The sequence below is a fragment of the Neorhizobium huautlense genome, assembly GCF_002968575.1.
GTDB lineage: Bacteria > Pseudomonadota > Alphaproteobacteria > Rhizobiales > Rhizobiaceae > Neorhizobium > Neorhizobium huautlense.
The window spans coordinates 233,876-256,307 of record NZ_PVBM01000003.1; the positions used below are offsets into that span (position 1 = coordinate 233,876).

Here is a 22,432-nt window from a genome sequence, read left to right on the forward strand (position 1 = left end):
GGAGGGATTATGCGTGTCATTCGTGCCATTGGCGAGCTGCGGGAACATCTCCGGCAGCTTACGGCGACCGGAAGAAGTGTCGGGTTCGTTCCGACCATGGGCTATCTACATTCCGGCCATATGGAACTTGTGAAGCGTGCGAGAGCGGAAAACGAGGTCGTTGTTGCCTCTATTTTCGTAAACCCGCTCCAATTCGGTCCCAACGAGGATCTGGCGAGATATCCCCGCGACCTGCCGCGCGACAGCGGCATGCTCGAAGAAGCGGGCGTCGATATCCTGTTTGCCCCGGGTGTTCAGGATATGTATCCGCGCCCGATGGAAACCGTGGTTGACGTCCCAGGGCTCGGAGGCGAACTTGAAGGCGCGGTTCGGCCTGGGCACTTTGCCGGCGTTGCGACGGTCGTTTGCAAGCTTTTCAACATCGTCCAGCCGCAGGCGGCTTATTTCGGCGAGAAGGATTATCAGCAGGTCATCATCATCAAACGAATGGTGGAAGACCTCGCCTTGCCGGTCCGTATCGTTGCCGTGCCGACGGTGCGGGATAAAGACGGGTTGGCGCTATCGTCGCGCAACGTCTACCTCACTGAAGCGGAACGAGCTGCGGCAGTCATCGTGCCGCAGGCGCTTGCCAAAGCCGAACGGCTGGTTGCGGCCGGCTTGGGGGACCCGAATGAGCTTGAGGAAAAACTGCGCGCTTTCTTGGCGCGCGAACCTTTGGCATATACTGAAGTCGTCGCAGTGAGAGACGCTTCGACATTGCGCCCCGTCAGTTCAATCGACGAACCGGTTGTCGTGGCTCTTTTTGTCCGCTTCGGCTCCACCCGATTGCTAGACAACAGGGTTATCTCAGGCCCTCGAAAGAGACTGGAAGGAATTGTCGAATGAGCGCTGTGGGAGGACAGAAGCGGCTGACACCCCCGCGCATCCGGGCGATGAAAGGCGGCGATCCGATCGTTTGCCTGACCGCCTACACCACACCGATGGCGCGGTTGCTCGATACGCACTGCGACCTGCTGCTCGTGGGGGACTCGCTCGGCATGGTGCTTTACGGGATGCCGACCACGCTCGGCGTCACGCTGGATATGATGATTGCCCATGGACAGGCGGTGATGCGGGGCGCAGCCAATGCCTGTGTCGTAGTCGACATGCCGTTCGGGACCTATCAAGAATCGAAGGAAGTTGCGTTTAGAAATGCTGCTCGTGTCCTTCAGGAAACGGGGTGCGACGCCGTCAAGCTGGAGGGTGGAACGGAAATGGCCGATACAATCGCCTTCCTGACTGCGCGAGGGATCCCGGTCCTTGGTCATATCGGCCTGATGCCTCAGCAGGTGCACACTGCAGGCGGCTACCGGTCGGTCGGACATTCCGAACAGGAAGGTGCAAAGCTTCGGCGTGACGCGGCCGCCATCGGCACTTCAGGTTCTTTCGCCGTCGTCGTCGAGGGTACGGTTGAACCTCTCGCCCGCGAGCTGACCGGGTTGATCGATATCCCGACGATTGGCATCGGCGCATCTTCCGCCTGTGACGGCCAGATTCTGGTTTCCGATGATATGCTGGGACTGTTCAACGACTTCACGCCGCGGTTCGTCAAACGATATGACGAGCTTGGCCAAAGAGTATCGAAGGCTGTCGAGGAATATGCCCGGGAGGTTCGTGCGCGGGAATTTCCGGCGGAGCAACATACGTTTAAGGCTCGGCCATAATACTCTCCGCCTCCCAGGGCCTCGAAAGCTTTCGTTCGCCACTGCGTTTACGAATGCCGGGACGCCTCCAGCTCTACCAATTCGTGCGCTGCTGGTTATAAAGGCGGCCGATACCAGTTGGAGATGATCCGCGTGACGGTCGGCCTTGCCCTTGCTGAACTCATAGCCGTGCTGACCGCCGTGACCCAAGGGGAGCCCAAGGTCATGACGGTGAGGCGAGGGGAGGCTCTGCCCTCCGGTCCGTTCGAGCTCGGCCACCGAAGCCTGCAATCCGGCCTGCGGGAGTGGGTTCAGGACCAGACCGGTCATCCCGTCGGATACCTGGAGCAGCTCTACACATTTGCAGATCGAGACCGCACTCACGAGAGCGCCAAGCGGCGCTCGATTTCGATCAGTTATCTCGGTCTTGTTCGCGAACAAGCGGCTCCCGGTGCCGGAAAGCCGGGCTGGCATGGCTGGTACGAATATTTCCCCTGGGAGGATCACCGGAACGGCAGGCCCGCGATCCTGTCCGACATTTCCGATCAGCTCCAGGCCTGGGCGGCTGCGGAATTGCCTCGCCGCGAGCATCGGAAGCGCCGCGTGGAGTTCGCCTTCGGCCTTCACGATGCGGCGTGGAACGAGGATCTCACCTTGCAGCGCTACGAATTGATGTATGAAGCCGGACTGGTCGCCGAGGCGGGTCATGGAGCAGCCGAGATCTCCAGTGGACGTCCGATGTTTGCCGACCATCGCCGCATTCTCGCCACCGGAATCGCCCGCTTGCGGGTCAAGATCAAATACCGTCCCGTTGTCTTCGAGCTCATGCCGGAAAGCTTCACGCTCCTGCAGTTGCAGCGCACTGTGGAAGCGCTTGCCGGCCTGACGTTGCATAAGCCGAATTTCCGTCGCCTGATCGACCAGCAGCAACTGATCGAGGAAACCGGCGAGGTCACCAGCGAAACCGGCGGTCGTCCGGCGAAGCTCTTCCGCTACCGTCACGCCGTGCTCGAGGAACGTGCTCTGTCCGGCTCGAAACTTCCTCTCTCGCGCAATTGACATAAACTCGAATAGAGAATATCTCTCTGCCCATGATATACTCATCCAGAGTATAAGGAGAAAGCGCGTGCACCCTTCGATTTCCGCATCCTCACTCTACGATCGCGTCAGTCGCGTCATTCCCAAGGCCGAATGGATGACGTTTGAGGAAGATATCGATGCAATCCTGGCTTTGAAGCGCTCGCGCAACGCCGTCATCCTCGCCCACAACTACCAGACGCCGGAAATATTCCACGGGGTTGCCGATATCATCGGCGACAGTCTCGCGTTGGCTCGCAAGGCCGCCGAGGTGGATGCCGACGTGATCGTTCTCGCGGGCGTCCATTTCATGGCCGAGACCGCCAAGCTCCTCAATCCAAAAAAGACGGTGCTGATTCCCGATATGGAGGCAGGTTGTTCGCTGGCGGAGTCGATAACGCCAGAGGATGTTGCCTTGCTCCGGCAGGCGCATCCGGGCGTGCCCATTATCACCTATGTCAACACATCGGCTGCCGTAAAGGCTGCTTCCGATATCTGCTGCACATCCGGAAACGCAAAGCGGGTCGTTGAGTCGCTCGGCGTGCCGAAGGTGTTGATGATCCCCGATGAATATCTGGCGCAGAACGTGGCCCGCGAGACGAATGTCGAGGTCGTCGCCTGGCACGGGCATTGCGAGGTTCACGAACTCTTCAGTGCGCAGGATGTCCGCGACCTTCGAGAGGCTCATTCGGGGATCACGGTCCTGGCCCATCCTGAATGCCCGCCGGACGTGGTTGCGGAGGCCGACTTTGCCGGGTCGACGGCCGTCATGTCGGATTATGTCGCCGAGAAGAAACCGGCAAGGGTGGTGCTGCTGACGGAATGCTCGATGAGCGACAATGTCGCGGTACACCATCCGAATGTAGAATTCATCCGCCCCTGCAATCTCTGCCCCCATATGAAGCGCATCACGCTTTCCAATATCCGCCGTGCGCTTGAGGAGAATCGCCACGAGGTCACCGTCGATCCGGCGATCGCGGCGGCCGCCCGTCGCTCGGTCGAAAGGATGCTCGCGATATGATCGACGAGATCAGGCACCTCAGCGGACAGGTCGCCGTCGTCGGCGGCGGGCTGGCGGGGCTGATGGCGGCACTTACGCTCGCTCCGCAGCCTGTGGTTCTGGTGACCAGAGACGGACTTGGCCAAGCGACTTCGAGCGGCTGGGCGCAGGGTGGCATGGCGGCAAGCCTTGCCGATGACGACAGTGCCGAGCTGCATCTTGCCGACACGCTTGCTGCGGGTGACGGTCTCTGCGACCGGGCCATTGCCGGTTCGATCCTCCGGGATGCACCGCTTGCCGTCGCGGCGCTGGAGCGCCACGGGGTCCGGTTTGATCGAGCGGATGGCGGCGGTTATGCGCTTGGACTTGAAGCAGCCCATAGCCGCAGGCGGATAGTGCATGTGGCGGGCGACGGTTCCGGCGCGGCGATTATGAAAGTGCTCGTCGAAGCGGTTCTGAAAACGCCGTCCATTACCGTTCTCGCGCATATGGAGGTGCGCCGCATTCTGATGGAGAACGGAGTGGTCGCCGGACTGCTTTGTGCGACCGGCCGGGGCCCTGCGGTCTTGCGGACGTCGCGCGTCGTTCTGGCAACCGGCGGCCTCGGTGGCCTTTATGATGCGACCACGAACCCGCTCGGCAATTTCGGTCAGGGCATTATGCTGGCGGCTCGTGCCGGTGCTCTACTTGCCGATATGGAGTTCGTGCAGTTTCATCCGACGGCGCTTGATTCATCGCGGCGACCGCTTGGGCTGGTCAGCGAGGCGGTTCGCGGCGAGGGCGCGATCCTGGTCAACGAACGCGGGGACCGTTTTCTTGTCGGAGAGCCAGGCGCTGAACTTGCGCCACGGGATATCGTGGCGCGTACCATCGCGGGCGAGATCGCGCGCGGCGGCCGCGCCTTCCTGGACGCCCGGCGGGCGCTTGGAAGTCGCTTCGCCAGCCGTTTTCCAACAATTGCCGCCCTCTGCCAAGAGGCAGACATCGATCCGTCATGTGAACTCATCCCGGTCCGGCCCGCCGCTCACTACCACATGGGCGGCGTTGCAACGGATAACAGCGGGCGGAGCTCGGTTGACGGGCTGTGGGTCGTTGGGGAGGCCGCGTGCACGGGGCTTCACGGTGCCAATCGGCTTGCCAGCAACTCGCTGCTCGAAGCAGCCGTCATGGGTATGCGGGCGGCACATGACGTTGCGAGCATTCCGGCAACCGAGGTCGCAACTGTTGCGCCTGCCACTTTGCCTATGCCACCGGATCTGTCCGCCGTCCGGCCGATCGTGTCCCGCCATCTCGGGGTATTGCGTAACGCCGAGGCCATCAACAGCGCCATCGCCAGCCTGCTGCCGCTAGTGGAGAGCGAAGGGACAGGCGCCGACCCGGCAATTGTTGCATTGCTGATCGCAGTTTTTGCAAGCTTGCGACAAGAATCCCGCGGCGCGCACGCACGCACCGATTTTCCAGCCAAGCTTGCCGATACACAGCGGCGCAGGATGAGCCTTGCCGAAGCGCTGCATGTTGCTCGCTTCACCGTCCGCCAACCGCTTGCCAGGACTGCGTAACATGAACCTTGCTGCTCTTCCCCGCATTGTCGTCGAACCTGCCGTTCGCGCAGCTCTCATGGAAGACCTCGGGCTTGCCGGCGACCTGACTTCGGCGGCGGTGATACCCGAAGATCATCGCTCGACTGTCGTCATGGCTGCCCGCAAATGCGGTGTCGTCGCCGGTCTCGATGCCGTTGAACTCGCATTCGCACTGGTTGATTCCAGGATTTCGGTAACGCGCCACGTTCCGGACGGCGGCAGCGTCCAGCCGGGCGAGGTCATCGCAACCTTCGAAGGGCCATCGCGGGGACTCCTGACCGGCGAGCGCACGGCGCTCAATTTCCTGGGTCATCTCTCGGGTATTGCCACGGTGACGGCTAAGATCGTTGGCGCGATCAAAGATACGAAGGCCGCAGTGGTCTGCACCCGCAAAACGACACCGGGTTTGCGGGCTCTTGAAAAATACGCCGTCCGGGCGGGTGGTGGTATGAACCACCGGTTCGCCCTGCATGACGCCATTCTGATCAAGGACAATCATATAGCCATTGCCGGGGGCGTTTCCGAAGCCATCCGGCGCGCAAAGTCTGTCGCAGGCCATATGGTAAAAGTCGAAGTCGAGGTCGATACGCTCGACCAGCTTCGGGAGGCAATGGAAGTCGGGGTGGATGCGGTGCTGCTCGACAACATGACGCCGACCCAACTGCACGAGGCGGTGCATTTCGTCGCCGGGCGCGCTATTACCGAAGCTTCGGGCGGCATTACGCCTGAAACGGCGGCATCCGTCGCGGCATCCGGCGTCGACCTGCTCTCCTTAGGCTGGATCACCCACAGCGCGCCAACGCTCGACATCGGACTTGACTTCGTCGAAGCATGAAGACGCAACGGTTGCATGATCATGACCACTCGGGCGGCACCTCCGAGCCGCTTAAGGGTCATGTTTTCGAGCTGTCAGTAACGAGGTTTTATCGCAGATAACTGGCTGACGCATCAAGCTGACCTGAATTGCTCTGCCATAGGCAAAAGTCGCTCTTTGACATTGGCTGGTTGCCCGAGTAGGAGGTGCTTAAAGTTTAGCCGCGTCTTTGCGGCGCCGGCGCATGCGCCTTAGATCCGAAAGTTAATTTATGTCCGATCACCACGGCGCCGTTCCGGCGATTGCGAAGGCGTTGTCGAGCCGCGGCTATTCAACGCTTACCCCTGTTCAGCAGGCAATGCTCGATCCTGCGCTTGTCGCCTCCGATGCGCTTGTTTCGGCCCAAACGGGTTCGGGTAAGACTGTGGCCTTCGGCATTGCCATGGCGCCGACCTTGCTTGCCGAGCGGGAGCGTTTTGGGCAGGCTCGCAATCCCCTGGCGCTCGTCATAGCGCCGACCCGGGAACTTGCGATGCAGGTGAAGCGCGAGCTCGACTGGCTTTACGAGGTGACTGGTGCTGTGATTACCAGTTGCATCGGAGGCATGGACATCCGCAACGAACGGCGTGCGCTCGAACGCGGAGCCCATATCGTCGTCGGCACGCCCGGCCGAATTTGCGACCACATACGCCGCAATGCGCTCGATCTCTCCGACCTGAGGGTCGCGGTGCTGGACGAGGCGGACGAGATGCTCGATCTTGGCTTCCGCGAAGATCTGGAGTTCATCCTGGAGTCGGCGCCCGATGATCGCCGCACATTGATGTTCTCGGCCACCGTCCCGGCCGGCATCGCCAAACTTGCGAAGCGCTATCAGAGGAACGCCGTTCGCATTTCCACGACGACAGAGAAAAAGCAGCACGCCGATATCGAATACCGTGCCCTGGCCGTCGCGCCTTCCGATCGCGAGAATGCGATCATCAACGTGTTGCGCTACTACGATGCGACCAACGCCATCGTCTTCTGCTCGACGCGTGCCGCCGTCAACCATCTCACGGCTCGATTCAACAACCGCAATTTTGACGTAGTCGCCCTTTCCGGGGAACTGACGCAGAATGAGCGTACCCATGCGTTGCAGGCCATGCGCGACGGCCGTGCGCGTGTCTGCATCGCAACCGACGTCGCCGCACGTGGTATTGATCTGCCCGGTCTCGATCTGGTGATCCACGCCGACCTGCCCACCAATTCCGAAACCCTGCTTCATCGAAGCGGTCGTACGGGTCGTGCGGGCCGAAAGGGTATCAGCGCCCTCATCGTGCCGGTCAATGCTCGCCGCAAGGCCGAGCGCCTGTTGGCGGGGGCCGAAATCACGCCGACCTGGGCGCGGCCGCCGTCGGCGGAAGAGGTGATCGCGCGAGACCAGGAGCGCCTGCTGGCCGATCCGATCTTCAATGAGGCACCGCGTGAGGAAGAGCAGGACCTGGTCGCGAGATTGGTGTCCGCCTACGGCGCGGAGAAGCTTGCGGCCGCCTTTGTCAATCTCTACCGCGCGAAGCAGTCGGCGCCGGAAGATCTTCTAGAGATTTCGGTTCAGCAGGGAGCGGCTCGCAAGCCGCGCGAAGGCGGCGGTCATGCTTCCGAATTCCCCAGCACGCCCCGCACGCCGCGCGCAGAGTTCGGCCCGGCAGTCTGGTTTTCGCTGTCGGTCGGCCGCAAGCAGAATGCCGAGCCGCGTTGGCTCATCCCAATGCTCTGCCGCAACGGCAATCTTACCAAGTCAGAAATCGGCGCCATCAAGATGCAGGCGGAGGAAACCTTTGTCGAGATCGCAGCGGATCACGCCGAGAGCTTCGCGCAGTCCATCGGCAAGGACAAGACGCTGGAGCGCGGCATCAAGGTCGTGAAACTGCCCGGCATTCCCGATTTTGATCGCTCGGCGGGATCGCAACCCAAGGCGAAGAAAGCATTTTCCGGAGGTCCGAAGGCTGACTTCCAGCAAAAGGGCAAGCCCAACAAAAACGCCGGGAAGCGTCCCGGCCCCACCCGTCCCTTTCAGAAGAAGAAGCCAAAAACAGGTGGACGAGGAGAATAGGCCTGTTTTCGCATGCCGTTCTCATAATACCCAGTGAAGGCTTCTGGCGGAGTGCTCGCTCCTATGTAAGCCGTTCCTTCATCCACTCTCGAGCATAAGCTTTGGCTTTGGATGCGAGGCATGTGGGAAGGCGCTCAAATCCGTGAGGAGCTTCGGGCACGACGATGAGTTCGGCGTTGCCATTGAATTCCTGCCACCGCTCATACATCTTGCGGCTATCATCGACTATTGGATCGAGCGCTCCCGCGATGAAAAGCGCCGGCGGCATTTTCTTGAGATCAGCGTAACAGGGGGAAAGCTCGGCAGAACGGTGCGCGTGATCCGACATGCCTTGCGTCAGCCGCTTGAGGTTCTCGAGTGCCGAGCGGGCGTCGATAACAAGGCTTGTTTCTCCTGCCGCCCTGAGACTTGCCGACCCTTGCATGTCGAATGCCCCGCAAAAGGAGAGGAAGCCTGCGACCGGATTTATTGATCGCTTGGCGGCAAGACGGATGAGCGCGATGGCGGCAAGATGAGCACCGGAAGACTCGCCTCCAATAATGATGCGCTCCGCCTGGAGCTCGGGAAGGTGGTCAAGGACCCACCGCGTTATCGCAACGGCGTCCTCTATCGTTTGCTCAAGCCGATCATCGACAGCCAGATGAAAGTCGCCGCAAACGGCGGTGACGTTGCAGGCCCGCACCATGTCGGCATTCCACCCGTCGTCGAGGCGCGCGTTGCCGAGAACCCAGGCTCCTCCATGGAAATGAAGATAGACGCCGCGCGGTGCGGAGCCGCTGTGGCCGCGAAGCACTCGAAGCATTATCCTTCGCTGGCCCGTTTCAGCAGCAACCGTTTCGAACTTGACGCCTCGAGCCGCACGGAATTTCGGGAAAACGCGCTGGCCCGCTCCAATCAGAGTATTTAGGATGGACGCATTTACCCGTCGGCCCGGGTGATAACGGGGAAGCAGACCAAGCGCGCGGTTTAGCATCTGCGCTCGCCGGATGTCGCGTTGGTCAAAGATCGCCCCTGGCGCAGTTTCCATTCCAGCTCCAGCATTCGCCTGATGAGCCTTCCAATATCGCCTTCGACAACAGGCAGGTCATCGGAATGTTCCCGACGGTGGATGCGTTTGAGCGCAAAGCACCCGCCAAAGGTCAATATTGACACTTCATGTATACAGACTTAAGTCTTTGGAAGAAATGTGAGGAAATGAAAGCTGCTTGGGCACCCACGGACGGCCATGATGATGTTCCCGCGAGATTTCGTTCGCAACGAGTCTACGGAAAAGACGGAGTTGCATGAATTTGCGGGGTCTGTTGCGGAGGAAGATTACGGGGGTGTGTATACAAAGAGCGGTGTCTACAGAATAGGATGAGGATGCCGGCGTCGACGCCATTATTCCCATGCCCAATCGATCGTCGTTGAGCATGCGGCGTCTGTTGGGGCAATCTAAAGGGCGCTCTTGAGGAGGATGCCGCCCGACAAGAGCTTTCGATGGTTCGTCTTAGGAGGAGGAAGAAGATGATTACCAGAAGAACACTTATTACCGCTGCAGGCGTTGCGCTGGGCACGATGGCGGCTCTGCCGGCCGTCGCCCAGGAGGTGGTCAAGATCGGCCTCGTCCTGCCGATGACCGGACCGTTCGCATCCACCGGCCGCCAGGTCGAGGCGGGCGTGAAAGCCTACATGGCCCTCAACGGCGATACCGTGGCAGGCAAGAAAGTTGAAGTCGTGCTGCGCGACGATGCCGGCGTTGCCGATCAGACGCGCCGTATTGCCCAGGAACTCGTTGTCAACGACGGGGTCAAGATGTTGATGGGCTTCGGTTTGACCCCGCTTGCCATGTCGGTTGCACCGGTCCTTAACCAGGCCAAGGTCCCGGCTATCATCACATCGGCCACGACCTCGGCGATCATGCCGCAGTCGCAGTATTTTGTCCGCACCTCGATGGCCGGCCCGCAATCGGCGGTCCCGGTCGCCACCTGGGCGGTGCAGAACAATCTGAAGCGCGTCGTGACGCTAGTCTCCGACTACGGTCCGGGCATCGACATCGAAAAGGGTTTTACCAACCAGTTCAAAAAGGAAGGCGGCACGATCGTGGAAGCCGTGCGCGTTCCGCTTGCCAATCCCGATTTCGCTCCCTTCCTGCAGCGCGTCCGTGACTCAAAGCCGGATGCCGTTTTTGTTTTTGTCCCGTCGGGTGTCGGTTCGCTTTTCATGAAGCAGTTCGTCGAGCGTGGTCTGGCGGATGCGGGGATTAAGTTGATCGGTACCGGTGATATCACGGACGACGACCTGCTGAACGGAATTGGCGCGGCCGCAAAGGGTGTGATCACCGGCCATTTCTATTCCGCTCTGCATGACAGCCCGCAAAATAAGGCCTTCGTCGAGCAGGTGAAAAAGGCCAACAAGGGCATGCGGCCGAATTTCATGTCGGTCGGCGGTTACGATGCCATCCATCTGGCTTATGAAAGCCTCAAGAAGACAAATGGCGACACCGATGGGGCAAAGCTCGTCGATGCCATGAAGGGCATGTCCTGGACAAGCCCGCGTGGCCCGATCGCGATTGATCCGGATACCCGTGATATCGTTCAAGATATCTACATGCGTGAGGTCAAGGACGTGAATGGCGAACTCTACAATGTCGAGTTTGCGACTTATCCCAAGATCAAGGATCCCAATGCGGCGGCCAAGTAACGCAGCGCAATCGGATGGCGGGTCTGCCGCCATCCGATCGATGAAAGAGGATGCGCCGCTGCTTGAGCCTGGACGGCAGTTCCCGTAGATGATTGGCGCCATGATGTCTCCGCCCATCCTCTCTGAATCCAAGATTCAGCAGCACAGCCTGCGGCATCTCAGGGCGTTTCTCGCGGTCATCGATACCGGTTCGATTACAAAGGCTGCTGAACTCTGTTTCGTATCGCAGCCTGCTGTTACGCAAGCCCTGTCGAAGATCGAAAAGACGGCTGGGCTGATGCTGTTTTCCCGCACGCCACAGCGTATTTTTGCCAATTCGGCCGGGGAGGTGCTCGCCAGGCGTGTCGAGCGTGCCTTTGGCTATCTGGACCCTGCGTTATCGGAACTGTCGCCAAGACTGCGTGTCACGGCGACGACTTCCCAGCTGAAAGCCTTGATCGCGGTGAGGGAAACGGAAAATTTCACGCTGGCCGCCCGGCAATTGGGCCTCAGCCAGCCTGCGGTATATCGCGCAGTAAGCCAGCTTGAGGAAGTGGCGGCTCGCCCGCTTTTCGAGCGAACCCCCTATGGCCTCGTCGCGACACGACCGGCGCAAGCTCTGGCGCAGGCTGCCCGGCTCGCGTTGCTTGAATTGGAGCAGGCCGATGCCGATCTTGCCGAATTGACTGCCGCCGAGATCGGACGGATTGTTATCGGGGCAACTCCGCTGGCAAAATCCTACCTGCTGCCGAAAGCGATCGCAAGCTTTCGGAAGTTTCGCCCCAATCTGCCCATTCAGATACAGGAAGGCCCCTACGGCGATCTTTTAACCGCTCTTCGCCGTGGGGATGTCGATTTCTTGCTCGGAGCCTTGCGAGATCCTCCACCCATCGGCGACGTGGAACAAAAAGTGCTGTTTCATGATACGATCGTACTCGTTTCAGGCTGCAGCCACCCGCTGGCAGGTCGGCGTGAAATTGCAATCGAAGATTTGACGAGCTTCCCTTGGGTCGTGGCCCAGAAGGGAACGCCCATCAGGCGCTATTTCGACCAGATTTTTTCCGATGCCGAAGGTGGGGCGCCAAAGAATATCGTGGAGACGGGATCACTTATCCTGATGCGTGAACTCCTGGACACTTCCGAACATCTGGGCTGCACGTCCCGACTTCAGGCGGAAGCGGAGATAGCGCGAGGCCTCATGCAGGCCCTGCCGTTTGATATGAGCAAGACGTCTCGACCGATTGGGGTGACCGTGCGTAAAGACTGGTTGCCCACGGCCGCTCAGAGAACTTTTCTGGAACTTTTGCCGACGCCGCCGGAAAGGGATCTATAACGAAAAATTATGCCCGGGCAGATGATCTGATTAACGAGAAATGAAACGCGCGTTTAGGATGAACGGAAGAAATTCGGATGATGCCGACACAATCTGCCAAGCGGTGATCTCTCGGGTTGCTAAGTTGAGGAAAGTAAAGATAGTGGGGCATCAAAGCATCTTGCGGTGACTGCCGCCACCAATCTCGGACAAGCCCGCGAGGGAGCTGCAGGTTTACCAACTGGTTCGTTTTCGGCAGTCCTTGGGTGTCTGCACGGGATCTAAGCATTCAAGAGGAGGAGGGAAGGTATGCTCAACAGAAGAACATTGCTTGCTGCTGCGAGCGCGGCACTTGCTTGCCTTGCGCAGTTTCCGGCAGCGGCGCAGGAAGCGGTAAAAATAGGTCTCATCCTGCCGATGACAGGCCCGTTTGCATCGACGGGCAGGCAGGTTTCGGCCGGCGTCAAGACTTTCATCGAAACTCATGGCGATACGGTTGCGGGCAAGAAGATCGAGTTGATCATCCGCGATGATGCCGGGGTCGCCGACCAGACGCGCAGAATTGCGCAGGAACTGGTCGTCAATGACGGCGCGAAAGTGCTTGCCGGGTTCGGTCTGACGCCACTTGCGATGTCGGTCGCACCGGTCGCGACCCAGGCGAAGGTGCCGACGGTGGTGATGGCCGCCGGTACGGCCTCGATCACCAAGGCATCGGAATACATCACTCGCACCTCGGGCACCTTGCCTCAATATTCCCTTCCCGTAGGAACCTGGGCGGCCGAAAACGGTATCAAGAAGGTGGTGACGCTCGTAACGGACTACGGTCCGGGCATCGATGCGGAAAAGTGGTTCACCAAGGAGTTCAAATCCAAGGGCGGCGAAATCGTCGAAGCGGTGCGGGTCCCGTTGCAGAATCCGGACTTTGCGCCCTTCCTGCAGCGGGTGCGCGATGCAAAGCCTGACGCAGTCTTCGTTTTCCTGCCATCCGGCGTTGGCTCGCTGTTCATGAAACAGTTCGCCGACCGTGGCCTTGCCGAGGCCGGCATCAAGCTGATTGCAACTGGCGACGTCACCGACGACGACATCCTCAACAGCATGGGCAAACCGGCGATCGGCACCATCACGGGCCACTTTTATGCCACCGCGCATGACAGCCCGGAAAACAAGGCCTATGTTGAAGCTTTCAAGAAGGCCAACAATAACATGCGGCCGAACTTCATGTCGGTTGGCGGTTATGATGGCATGGCGCTGATTTATGCGGCGCTCGAAAAGACCAAGGGCGATGCGACCGGCCCGGCTTTCATGGCAGCCGTCAAGGGGCTTTCCTGGACGAGCCCTCGCGGCCCCGTCTCGATCGATCCCGATACCCGCGACATCATCCAGAATATCTACATACGGGAAGTCAAGGACGTGAACGGCGAACTGCAAAACGTCGAGTTCAAGACATTTGCCGCGCTTAAGGATCCGGAAAAGGCAGAAGCGAAATAAGTTCTGCTTCAGCGGCAGGCGGCGGGACTGGAGCCGCAGCTTCTTCCCTTTGCCGCGAAGCCTGCCATCTTCGATCACGACCGTGGCTCCGGCGATAAGGGCCATGGTCGGTCGCGCTAAATCCTGCGATCATAGGCTTCCTGAAAGCGTCAATGATCGGTCCCAAAGAAGATCCAAATGCTGACAATCCTGTTCGATGGCGTCGCCTACGGTATGTTGTTGTTCATCTTGGCCTGCGGGTTGACGGTGACGCTTGGCCTGATGAATTTCATCAACCTCGCACATGGTGCCTTTGCCATGGCGGGCGGCTATGTAACCGTCGTAATGATGAACCGCTATGGCATATCCTTTTATTGGTGCTTGCCGGCAGCCTTCATCGTCTCGGCGCTGATCGGGTTGGTGCTGGAGCGGACGCTCTACCAATGGCTCTATCAGGTCAGCCATCTTGATCAGGTTCTGTTTTCGATCGGGATCGTGTTCATGGCGGTTGCGGCGACCGACTATTTCATGGGCGGCCAGCAGCAGCTTATCAATCTTCCGCCGGAGCTTTCCGGCAGGATGGACGTATTCGGTGTAGGAGTTGGTCGATATCGGCTTTTCACCATCATTGTCTGCGCAGCCCTTGCTCTCGCCCTGCAGCTCATCCTGTCCAAGACCCGCTTTGGAAGCCGGTTGCGCGCCGCTGTCGACGACCGCCGGGTCGCAATGGGGCTTGGCATCAATGTGCCGCTGGTTTTCGCGCTGACCTTCGCCTTCGGTTCCGGTCTGGCCGGGCTCGGCGGCGCGATGGGTGCGGAAATTCTGGGTCTCGATCCGAATTTCCCGTTGAAGTTCATGATCTATTTTCTGATCGTCGTATCGGTTGGCGGTACCTCGACCGTCTCCGGTCCGTTCCTTGCCGCCATGTTGCTCGGTATCGCCGATGTTGCCGGCAAATATTACGTTCCCGCCATCGGGCCGTTTGTGATCTACGCGCTGATGATCGTGATGCTGATCGTTCGTCCGAACGGTCTCTTCGCCAGAGGTGGCCGATGAGTGTTCTCCCACAGGAAGCGACCATGGTTGCGACGTCATCCCCGACTGCGGCAGCGAGCCGTGCCGCCAAGCTGATGAAGCGCAGGAGCCGCGTGCGCTTTTATGAAATCATCGTCTGGCTTGCCGCGATTGCCGCCTTTTTTGTGCTGCCGTCGAAGATGTTGATTCTGACCGAGATCGCCATCCTGGCGTTGTTTGCCGTCTCATTGGATCTGGTTCTCGGTTTTGCCGGTATCGTGTCGCTCGGTCATACCGCGTTCTTCGGCCTGGGAGCCTATATCGCCGGCCTGGTTGCTTTGCATTACGTGGCGGAGCCGGTGGTGGGGCTCTTGGCGGCGGGCATCGGAGCCGGTCTGCTCGGCTTCATTACGAGCTTTCTGATTCTGCGGGGTTCGGATCTGACGCGCCTGATGACGACGCTTGGCATCGGCTTGATGATGGCGGAAATGGCTAATCAGATGGCATGGCTGACCGGTGGTGCGGACGGCCTCAGCGGCTTTTCGCTTGGCCCAATTCTCGGGATGTTCGAGTTCGATCTCTTCGGCAAGACCGGGTATGTCTATTGCCTTGTCGTTCTGTTCGTCGGTACGATGCTGATGCGACGCCTTGCCTTTTCGCCGTTCGGGCTCTCCTTGAAGGCCATCAAGGCAAACCCGATGCGGGCGGGAATGATCGCAATCCCGGCTCGCAAGCGCATCGTGACGGTCTACACCATCGCTGCCGTGTTCGCGGGCATGGCGGGTGCATTGCTGGCCCAGACGACAAGCTTCGTGTCGCCGGACGTGCTGGCATTCCACCGCTCTGCCGACGTGCTGCTCGTGCTGACGATCGGCGGCACCGGTTACCTCTACGGAGGCATCTTCGGGGCGGTTCTATTCACCTTGGTGAAAGACTGGCTCTCGATCGTCACACCGCAGTACTGGATGTTCTATATCGGGCTGATCCTTGTCGTTCTGGTTTTGGTCGGTCGCGACCGCCTGGCGCGGTGGATTGAGTATCTGCCGGAGCATCTTTCGAAATCGAAGGAGGAAGGCAGATGAGCGATATCGTTCTCGAGACCAGAAACTTGAAGCGCAGTTTCGGGGCATTCCTCGCAACCAATGACGTGAGCCTCAAGGTGGAACGTGGCGCCCGCCACGCCCTCATCGGACCGAACGGGGCCGGCAAAACTACCCTGATCAATCTGTTGACGGGTGTTCTGCCGCCGTCCGAAGGGCAGGTCTTCCTGGAAGGGGAGGATATCACCTCGCTCGCGTCCTTCCGCCGGGTCAAGCGTGGACTAACCCGGACCTTTCAAATCAATCAGCTCTTTAACGACTTTACCCCACTTGAGACGGTCGCATTGGCAATCGCCGAACGGCAAGGGATCGGCCACAATTTGTGGACTTCGATTGCTGGCTACGGCGCCGTCGTGGATGAAGCGGCAGCGCTTCTGGCTCGTTTTGGTCTTGCTTCGGTGATGGGCGAGCGAAGCGTAATTTTGCCATACGGCAAGCAGCGTCTGTTGGAAATCGCGCTCGCCTTCGCTTCCAGGCCGCGCGTCCTGTTGCTTGATGAGCCGGCGGCCGGCGTGCCCGAAGACGAACGGCACGAGGTCTTGGCGATCGTCTCGGACCTGCCGAGCGACGTGACGGTGCTTCTGATCGAGCACGATATGGATCTGGTCTTCTCGTTTGCCAACCGCATTTCTGTTCTGGTTGCTGGCGCGCTCTTCACAGAAGGCACGGTCGCGGAAATTTCCGCCGATCCGCGCGTCAAGGCCGTGTATCTCGGGGAAAATGCATGAGCGCGCCGGTTCTGGTGACAGAAAAACTCGTTGCGGGCTACGGTGAGGCGAGTGTGCTTGCCGGCATAAGCCTGACGATTGCCGAAGGTCGGACACTGGCGCTGCTCGGCCGTAACGGCACAGGAAAGACGACCTTCGTCAATACGCTTGCAGGGGTTACGACACATCATTCCGGGTCGATCCATCTGATGGGCCGCGATATCACCAAGCTCAGGGCCGATAGGAGAGCTGCCGCAGGCATCGGCTGGGTGCCGCAGGAGCGCAACATTTTCAAGTCTCTGACAGTCGAGGAAAATCTCACCGCAATCGCGCGTCCCGGGGTGTGGAATGTCGAGCGTGTCTACGGCATGTTTCCCCGCTTGAAGGAGAGGCGCAAAAACCTTGGCAATCAGCTGTCCGGCGGAGAACAGCAGATGCTGGCAGTCGGCCGCGCCTTGATGGTCAATCCCAGACTGTTATTGCTTGACGAACCGACCGAAGGTCTGGCGCCGATCATCGTCGACGAGCTGCTCGCTGCGATCCAGCGAATTACCCAGGGCGAGGGTATGTCGGCGATCATCATCGAGCAGAAGGCACGCAAGGTCCTGCCTCTTTCCGACGAGGCAGTCATTCTAGATCGCGGCGCAATCGTCTACCAGGGCACCAGCGCCGAGTTGCTTGCCGACGAGGCGGTGCTTGGCCAGCATCTCGGAGTGGAGAAGGGTGGTGCAAGGCACTGAAGGAATATGAGGCTAAGCGAGCCTGCTTCAGCTTTGACGTTGGTCAATGAGAGGCATAGACAAGCTGTCTAAAGGTCTCGCCGTTCAGTCATCAGAATGTTGCCATGCTCGAAACCCGTATTCGCCGCCCCTCGCTTCTCGATCGTATAACCACGCCGCAAAAGGCAGCCAGCCTGATCAAGGATGGCATGATCATCGGCATGAGTGGCTTCACCCGCGCCGGCGATGCCAAAGCTGTGCCGATCGCGATGGCGGAGCGGGCGAAAACCGATCCCTTCAAGATTACCTTGATCACCGGCGCCTCGCTGGGTCACGATATCGACCGCATGCTGACGGAGGCGGGCGTTCTGGCTCGCCGGATCCCTTTCCAGTCCGATGCGACACTGCGCGCCGCTATCAACCGCGGCGAGGTGATGTTCATAGATCAGCATCTTTCGGAAACCGTCGAACACCTGCGGTCGAACCAGCTTGGTCCCATCGACTATGCGGTTGTAGAAGTGGCTGCGATTACCGAGGAAGGCTATCTCGTCCCTTCCACTTCGATCGGCAACTCCGCAAGTTTCGCCATCCTGGCAAAAAATATCATTGTCGAGATCAATCTTAGCCAACTCGCCGAGTTAGAAGGCCTGCACGACATCTATACGCCGACAAAGCGACCGTCCCGCGTGCCTATCCCGGTAGTCGCCTGCGATAGCCGTGTAGGCTTCCCTTATGTGCCTATCGATCCGGAGAAGATCGTAGCGATCGTTGTAACCGACGAGAAGGACAGTTTCTCGACGGTCGAGCCTGCCGATGCCGACACGGATGCGATTGCCGAGCATCTGATTCGTTTTCTGGAGCAGGAGATCAAGGACGGGCGTCTGGACCTGACGCTGCAGCCTCTGCAAGCCGGGATCGGCACGATCGCAAACTCAGTTCTGACCGGGCTGGCCGCCGGGCCATTCCACCATCTGCGGATGTATAGCGAGGTGCTGCAGGACAGCACCTTCGATCTCTTTGACGCCGGGAAACTGACCTTCGCGTCCGGCTCCTCCATTACCCTGTCGGCCGCCTGTGCCGAGAGAGTTTTTGGGCAGTTCCACAAATACAGGGACAAGCTGGTGCTTCGCCCCCAGGAGATCAGCAATCATCCGGAGGTGATCCGCCGGCTGGGGGTCATCGGCATCAACACCGCTCTCGAGGTCGATATCTATGGCAACGTCAATTCAACCCATGTGAATGGCACGCACATGATGAACGGCATCGGCGGCTCCGGCGATTTTGCCCGCAACGCGTATCTTTCCATCTTCGTCAGCAAGTCCGTGGCGAAAGGAGGTCGCATTTCTTCCGTGGTTCCAATGGTGCCCCATGTGGATCATACCGAGCACGATGTCGATATCATCGTGACCGAACATGGGCTGGCGGATTTACGAGAACTGGCGCCACGCGAACGCGCGGAGCGGATCATCGCCAACTGTGCCCATCCCGATTTCCGCGACCGTCTATCAGACTATTTCACCCGTGCCTGTGCTAGAGGCGGGCAAACTCCTCATCTCCTCGACGAAGCTTTCGCATGGCATGAGCAAAGCCGTAAAACCGGTACGATGCGCCTCGGGTGAAGAGGTCTCGGTTCCCCGCTCGGTAGGGTTGCCGATAAGCCACATTCAATGCCTTGTTGTCGTCACAAATCAATTTTTTTAGCAACCAGATGTTGTCGCCGGAATCCAGATTGGTATTTCTCTGAATCATCAGAACACTGCCATAGGATAGGTGATGCGGAAGCTGGTGCCCTTCGTCTTTGTCGCGGTTCTCGCTGCGTGCGCACGCCCATCGGATGGCCCGACGGCCGGCAGTTTCTATAGCGCTACCGATCCCCGAACGAATGAAAAAATCCGTGTCGTCAGGCTTGCCGACGCGCCGATGGATCCCGTGGCCGTATCTCCGCTTGCCTATTCGGGGGCGGATCCGGGCCTTAGTGTTATGCGCTCCGGCGGTTTTGCCGACAACCGGTTGCGTCGCGGCGACGTCATCGAGGTGACGATTCTCGACACCGGTGAAGAGGGACTTTTCTCCTCGACCCAGAGCAAAACCCTCAATCTTGGTCGTTTCACAGTCGACTCGGCCGGAACTGTAACTCTCCCATTTGTGGGGCGGCAACGTGTGCTCGAATCGTCGCCCGAGGCCCTGCAGGCACGCATTGTTACCGGACTAAAAGGATCGGCCGTCAACCCGCAGGCAATCGTTACGGTTGTCGACAAACCGACGAGCGGCTTTACCGTCAATGGCGATGTCCGCTCGGCCGGACGCTTCCCCCTCACGGCCCGCAGGGAAAAGGTGCTCGATGCGATCGCGCTTGCCGGGGGAGCATCGTCTGCACCAAGCGCTGCAACAGTGACGCTTATTCGCGGCAAGCAGCGTGCCAGCGCACCGCTTGAGCGGGTGTTGAACGAGGACCGGCAGAACGTCCATCTCCTGCCCGACGATCAGCTTTACATCGGAAAGGACGCTGTGACCTTTACCGCCTTCGGCGCGTTCAAGAGTGTTGGCGAATTCGAATTCGAGCCGGGCAAGCTGACGTTGGCACAGGCGCTTGGCCGAGCCGGCGGCTTGCTCGACGATCGCGCTGACGCGAGCAATTTTTACGTTCTGCGCAATCAGCCCGTCTTCACCCAGGCCGCAGCGGTGAATGCCGCCAAAAATCCTGGTGCGCCCTTCGTGACCAACAAGCCGGCGATCTACCGGGTAGATCTGAACGATGTCTCTAATCTGGCGCTGATGCAGCAGTTCAAAGTCATGGATGGCGACATTCTATACGCCAGCAATTCCGGCCTGGTGGATTTCGCAAAGCTGTTTACCGTATACCAGAAGAGTGCGCCGACGGCGGCGGCTCCGCTTCCAGGCTCGAACTAGAGATCGTCACAGCTCTTTCAGGTCGCCTAGCAGACACAGGGCGGCCTCCGCACTTTCCGGTCTGTCTTCCGGACGCCGTTGCGACAATCGGATCGCGAGAGTCTTCAGTTCTTCTGCCTTCTCGCCTGTTTCGCGAAAATTCCGCAGAAGCAGCGACAGCAAAAGCCCGGCGGCGTAGAGGTCCGAGCGCGGATCCAGTGCTTCTCCCGCGATTTGTTCCGGCGAGGCGAAATCCGGTTGACCGGCGAAAGCAAGATCGAGCTCGTTATGTCTACGGCCGATTTCCAGCGCAATTCCGAAATCGACGATTTTGATATCCCGAATCCCGTTTCCGTGAAGGATGTTTGAAGGCGACAGGTCGCAGTGGACAAAACCTGCGGCATGCACGGCGGTGAGAGCCGACAGCACCGCAGCCATGATCGTCGCCACGTCTTTGAGCGAAAGCGACCCCGGCAAAAGGTCTGCAATCCGCTGATCGATCCATTCGGTGACAAGCGCTGGCCTTCCGTCCGACAGGCGCAATACCGTCTGGGTTGCCGCAATGCGAGGATTGCGCAACATCATCCCGATCTGCGCTTCGCGCAGCAGAAGCCTGCGCGCAATCGGGTCGTGGGAATGGTCCGCACGAAGCATCTTGATCGCGTGGTATGTGCCGAGATCCCGATGACGGGCGCGAAAAACATCGGTGGCAGTACCGCTGTGGACCAAAGCCTCCAATGTAAAACTGTTGGCGATGATGTTCTTGTCCGACGTATCGAGCTTGTCCATGCCGCGATCCAGTGCGTCACGGATACGATCCGCAAGCATTGTTCTGTGATCTTCAGAATGCGGTCCTTTTTCCCCATTGATGAGGGCTTGCCATAGATCGGAGAAGCGACGCGCAAGCTCTTCGACGTGCTCGTCAGGTTCGTCAGCGATCATTGGCCAGGGCGTCGATTACAATGGCGCTGACATTCTCGCGGCAATTGGCAATCAGCGCCTCTTGCGCGAGGACTGCGGACACCTCATCGAGGTTTACGGACAGAAGAATTTCGGCGATGGTCCGCTCAGGCAGGACGCGGGGAAGGGTGCTGCTGCACAGCAAAAACCGATCGCCCGAAAGCAGCTTGTCCAAACTTAGCTCGGGACTGAGCTGGCCCCTGATCCCGACGCCGCGGGAGAGCCTGCGCCGCAGGCCGACTTCGACGTGATCGCGGGTCAAACAACGCATCATGCCCTCACGGATAAGATAGCATCGCGCATCGCCGGCCCAAAAGACTGCAAAACGGTCGTCGGTGTTTGCTAGCACCACGACACTCGCCGAGGCCGGTTCCCGGGCCGATGAAAGGTGGGTTGACTGGAGAAGGCCATGAGCGCGGCCCAATTTGCCTTTGATCTCGTGCGCGAGTGCTTCGATGGTCTCCTGCGGGGCAGCTTCTTTCAGCGCGCTGGTCACGATGCGTCCGGCTTCGACCGCGCCGGTGTCATCCCCGACGCCATCGGCGATTGCGAATAGCGGTGGGTTTCGCGAGATGAGCAGTGAATCTGCGTTTAGCGCCAGGCGTGTCCCAGGATGGCTGGCATAGCTGTGGGTGAGGCTTAGGCCACGGCGTGGTTCGACCCGATGAACCAATTTTTGTTGGCGAGTTTCAACCGGCGGAGCGTCTGATGGTATTGGAACTGAGACATCGGTTTGGCATATCAGCTTCGGAAAAATCGCCGGTTGCGGCGGTCCTTCCGAGCGAAAGCCTTTGGCACGAAGGTCTGTCGAATCGATGCGCCACCACAGCGTTCCTCGCCGGGAGACAGGATTTGGATCCACCTCGCCTTCGTCGGCGTCGGCTGGTCGGGGGTTCCTCAGCCGCTGAAGGCTTGTGGTGAAACGAGCGATATCGAAGTCACGCTTGGCAGCACTTTCAGCGATAGCTTCGGACGCGGTGAACCAAGGGGCATCGAGGTAAAGCCTGCGCGGATGGTCCATAAAACCGTAAAGCTGAGCGGCGATGACCAGCGGAAAGCTACGCCCGACGCGATCCGTACTCGGAACGATGACACCCGCAAGCGTCACCGGTCCCCAAAGGCCGCGTTCGATGATGAAGCGCCAGGCGGCCATCGACCGGAACCGGTCTTCCCACTCCTCGCCCATCTCTTGCTGTGTAGCCTGAAGACCTGCCTGGAGCCAGCTGTCGAGGGCGACTTGCACATTTCGGCTTAGGCCCGTCGAGACGAAATCGCCATGCGTTGGCAGCTTGCCGAAAAAGCCGATCCGGTCGGCGTCGGTCATAGTGTGATCAAGGGCGGCGTGCTCGTTCATGGCGGAG

The 22,432-nt window shown here is 59.5% G+C and carries 19 protein-coding genes; 16 read left to right on the forward strand and 3 right to left on the reverse strand.

Features of this window, described 5'->3' with window-relative positions; genetic code table 11:
- Positions 1-9: 9 nt before the first annotated feature.
- From panC to C5L12_RS05145, 7 genes are all read left to right on the forward strand, one after another.
- Positions 10-885 carry a pantoate--beta-alanine ligase gene (panC, locus tag C5L12_RS05115; protein WP_105370935.1) on the forward strand — a complete coding sequence of 292 codons (876 nt, stop codon included), beginning with the start codon at positions 10-12 and terminating at the stop codon, positions 883-885.
- Positions 882-1,703 carry a 3-methyl-2-oxobutanoate hydroxymethyltransferase gene (panB, locus tag C5L12_RS05120; RefSeq protein WP_105370936.1) on the forward strand — a complete coding sequence of 274 codons (822 nt, stop codon included), beginning with the start codon at positions 882-884 and terminating at the stop codon, positions 1,701-1,703. The genes panC and panB overlap by 4 nt, the downstream gene beginning before the upstream one ends.
- 123 nt (positions 1,704-1,826) lie before the next feature.
- Positions 1,827-2,741: an NUDIX hydrolase gene (locus C5L12_RS05125; protein WP_105370937.1), complete on the forward strand. Its 915-nt coding sequence runs from the start codon at positions 1,827-1,829 to the stop codon at positions 2,739-2,741.
- A 67-nt stretch (positions 2,742-2,808) separates the two neighbouring features.
- The gene (gene nadA, locus C5L12_RS05130; RefSeq protein WP_105370938.1) at positions 2,809-3,780 is read left to right on the forward strand and encodes a quinolinate synthase NadA; all 972 of its coding nucleotides are present in this window, start codon (positions 2,809-2,811) and stop codon (positions 3,778-3,780) included.
- Positions 3,777-5,318 (forward strand): L-aspartate oxidase, encoded by a 1,542-nt coding sequence (locus tag C5L12_RS05135; RefSeq protein WP_105370939.1) that lies wholly within the window; start codon positions 3,777-3,779, stop codon positions 5,316-5,318. Before nadA ends, C5L12_RS05135 begins: the two co-directional genes overlap by 4 nt.
- A gap of 1 nt (position 5,319) precedes the next feature.
- Positions 5,320-6,174 (forward strand): carboxylating nicotinate-nucleotide diphosphorylase, encoded by an 855-nt coding sequence (gene nadC / locus C5L12_RS05140; RefSeq protein WP_105370940.1) that lies wholly within the window; start codon positions 5,320-5,322, stop codon positions 6,172-6,174.
- Positions 6,175-6,424: 250 nt separating this feature from the next.
- The gene (locus tag C5L12_RS05145; RefSeq protein WP_105370941.1) at positions 6,425-8,242 is read left to right on the forward strand and encodes a DEAD/DEAH box helicase; all 1,818 of its coding nucleotides are present in this window, start codon (positions 6,425-6,427) and stop codon (positions 8,240-8,242) included.
- 61 nt (positions 8,243-8,303) lie between these two features.
- Here C5L12_RS05145 and C5L12_RS05150 read toward each other — a convergent pair whose 3' ends face one another.
- Positions 8,304-9,035, reverse strand: coding sequence for an alpha/beta hydrolase (locus tag C5L12_RS05150; protein WP_245422768.1), 732 nt, complete (start codon positions 9,033-9,035; stop codon positions 8,304-8,306).
- A 713-nt stretch (positions 9,036-9,748) separates the two neighbouring features.
- Here C5L12_RS05150 and C5L12_RS05155 point away from each other — a divergent pair.
- The 9 genes from C5L12_RS05155 to C5L12_RS05195 all read left to right on the forward strand — a co-directional run bounded on the left by C5L12_RS05155 (position 9,749) and on the right by C5L12_RS05195 (position 20,132).
- Positions 9,749-10,924, forward strand: a complete 1,176-nt coding sequence (locus C5L12_RS05155) for an ABC transporter substrate-binding protein (RefSeq protein WP_105370943.1) — start codon at positions 9,749-9,751, stop codon at positions 10,922-10,924.
- A 100-nt stretch (positions 10,925-11,024) separates the two neighbouring features.
- On the forward strand, positions 11,025-12,236 hold the full coding sequence (locus C5L12_RS05160) for a LysR family transcriptional regulator (protein WP_245422769.1): 1,212 nt from the start codon (positions 11,025-11,027) through the stop codon (positions 12,234-12,236).
- A gap of 288 nt (positions 12,237-12,524) precedes the next feature.
- The gene (locus C5L12_RS05165; RefSeq protein WP_105370944.1) at positions 12,525-13,703 is read left to right on the forward strand and encodes an ABC transporter substrate-binding protein; all 1,179 of its coding nucleotides are present in this window, start codon (positions 12,525-12,527) and stop codon (positions 13,701-13,703) included.
- Between the two features lie 177 nt (positions 13,704-13,880).
- Positions 13,881-14,738, forward strand: coding sequence for a branched-chain amino acid ABC transporter permease (locus tag C5L12_RS05170; protein ID WP_105370945.1), 858 nt, complete (start codon positions 13,881-13,883; stop codon positions 14,736-14,738).
- Between the two features lie 23 nt (positions 14,739-14,761).
- The gene (locus C5L12_RS05175) at positions 14,762-15,778 is read left to right on the forward strand and encodes a branched-chain amino acid ABC transporter permease (RefSeq protein WP_245422770.1); all 1,017 of its coding nucleotides are present in this window, start codon (positions 14,762-14,764) and stop codon (positions 15,776-15,778) included.
- Positions 15,775-16,524 (forward strand): ABC transporter ATP-binding protein, encoded by a 750-nt coding sequence (locus C5L12_RS05180; RefSeq protein ID WP_105370947.1) that lies wholly within the window; start codon positions 15,775-15,777, stop codon positions 16,522-16,524. The genes C5L12_RS05175 and C5L12_RS05180 overlap by 4 nt, the downstream gene beginning before the upstream one ends.
- On the forward strand, positions 16,521-17,243 hold the full coding sequence (locus C5L12_RS05185; protein WP_105370948.1) for an ABC transporter ATP-binding protein: 723 nt from the start codon (positions 16,521-16,523) through the stop codon (positions 17,241-17,243). The genes C5L12_RS05180 and C5L12_RS05185 overlap by 4 nt, the downstream gene beginning before the upstream one ends.
- 104 nt (positions 17,244-17,347) lie before the next feature.
- On the forward strand, positions 17,348-18,841 hold the full coding sequence (scpC, locus tag C5L12_RS05190) for a succinyl-CoA:acetate CoA-transferase ScpC (protein ID WP_105370949.1): 1,494 nt from the start codon (positions 17,348-17,350) through the stop codon (positions 18,839-18,841).
- Between the two features lie 154 nt (positions 18,842-18,995).
- On the forward strand, positions 18,996-20,132 hold the full coding sequence (locus C5L12_RS05195; RefSeq protein WP_105370950.1) for a polysaccharide biosynthesis/export family protein: 1,137 nt from the start codon (positions 18,996-18,998) through the stop codon (positions 20,130-20,132).
- Between the two features lie 6 nt (positions 20,133-20,138).
- Here C5L12_RS05195 and C5L12_RS05200 read toward each other — a convergent pair whose 3' ends face one another.
- Both C5L12_RS05200 and tagF read right to left on the reverse strand, forming a co-directional pair.
- Positions 20,139-21,053 (reverse strand): serine/threonine-protein kinase, encoded by a 915-nt coding sequence (locus C5L12_RS05200; RefSeq protein ID WP_105370951.1) that lies wholly within the window; start codon positions 21,051-21,053, stop codon positions 20,139-20,141.
- On the reverse strand, positions 21,043-22,395 hold the full coding sequence (gene tagF / locus C5L12_RS05205) for a type VI secretion system-associated protein TagF (RefSeq protein WP_245422771.1): 1,353 nt from the start codon (positions 22,393-22,395) through the stop codon (positions 21,043-21,045). The genes C5L12_RS05200 and tagF overlap by 11 nt, the downstream gene beginning before the upstream one ends.
- Positions 22,396-22,432: the final 37 nt, after the last annotated feature.

Excerpts from the sequence above, each read along its gene's own strand:
- tagF (WP_245422771.1), bottom strand. The coding sequence starts at position 22,395 with ATGACCGACGCCGACCGGATCGGCTTTTTCGGCAAGCTGCCAACGCAT.
- scpC (WP_105370949.1), top strand. The coding sequence starts at position 17,348 with ATGCTCGAAACCCGTATTCGCCGCCCCTCGCTTCTCGATCGTATAACC.
- C5L12_RS05165 (WP_105370944.1), top strand. The coding sequence starts at position 12,525 with ATGCTCAACAGAAGAACATTGCTTGCTGCTGCGAGCGCGGCACTTGCT.
- panC (WP_105370935.1), top strand. The coding sequence starts at position 10 with ATGCGTGTCATTCGTGCCATTGGCGAGCTGCGGGAACATCTCCGGCAG.
- C5L12_RS05155 (WP_105370943.1), top strand. The coding sequence starts at position 9,749 with ATGATTACCAGAAGAACACTTATTACCGCTGCAGGCGTTGCGCTGGGC.
- C5L12_RS05185 (WP_105370948.1), top strand. The coding sequence starts at position 16,521 with ATGAGCGCGCCGGTTCTGGTGACAGAAAAACTCGTTGCGGGCTACGGT.
- C5L12_RS05170 (WP_105370945.1), top strand. The coding sequence starts at position 13,881 with ATGCTGACAATCCTGTTCGATGGCGTCGCCTACGGTATGTTGTTGTTC.
- C5L12_RS05180 (WP_105370947.1), top strand. The coding sequence starts at position 15,775 with ATGAGCGATATCGTTCTCGAGACCAGAAACTTGAAGCGCAGTTTCGGG.
- C5L12_RS05195 (WP_105370950.1), top strand. The coding sequence starts at position 18,996 with ATGCGGAAGCTGGTGCCCTTCGTCTTTGTCGCGGTTCTCGCTGCGTGC.
- C5L12_RS05175 (WP_245422770.1), top strand. The coding sequence starts at position 14,762 with ATGGTTGCGACGTCATCCCCGACTGCGGCAGCGAGCCGTGCCGCCAAG.
- panB (WP_105370936.1), top strand. The coding sequence starts at position 882 with ATGAGCGCTGTGGGAGGACAGAAGCGGCTGACACCCCCGCGCATCCGG.
- C5L12_RS05200 (WP_105370951.1), bottom strand. The coding sequence starts at position 21,053 with ATGATCGCTGACGAACCTGACGAGCACGTCGAAGAGCTTGCGCGTCGC.
- C5L12_RS05160 (WP_245422769.1), top strand. The coding sequence starts at position 11,025 with ATGATGTCTCCGCCCATCCTCTCTGAATCCAAGATTCAGCAGCACAGC.
- C5L12_RS05125 (WP_105370937.1), top strand. The coding sequence starts at position 1,827 with ATGATCCGCGTGACGGTCGGCCTTGCCCTTGCTGAACTCATAGCCGTG.
- C5L12_RS05135 (WP_105370939.1), top strand. The coding sequence starts at position 3,777 with ATGATCGACGAGATCAGGCACCTCAGCGGACAGGTCGCCGTCGTCGGC.
- nadC (WP_105370940.1), top strand. The coding sequence starts at position 5,320 with ATGAACCTTGCTGCTCTTCCCCGCATTGTCGTCGAACCTGCCGTTCGC.
- C5L12_RS05145 (WP_105370941.1), top strand. The coding sequence starts at position 6,425 with ATGTCCGATCACCACGGCGCCGTTCCGGCGATTGCGAAGGCGTTGTCG.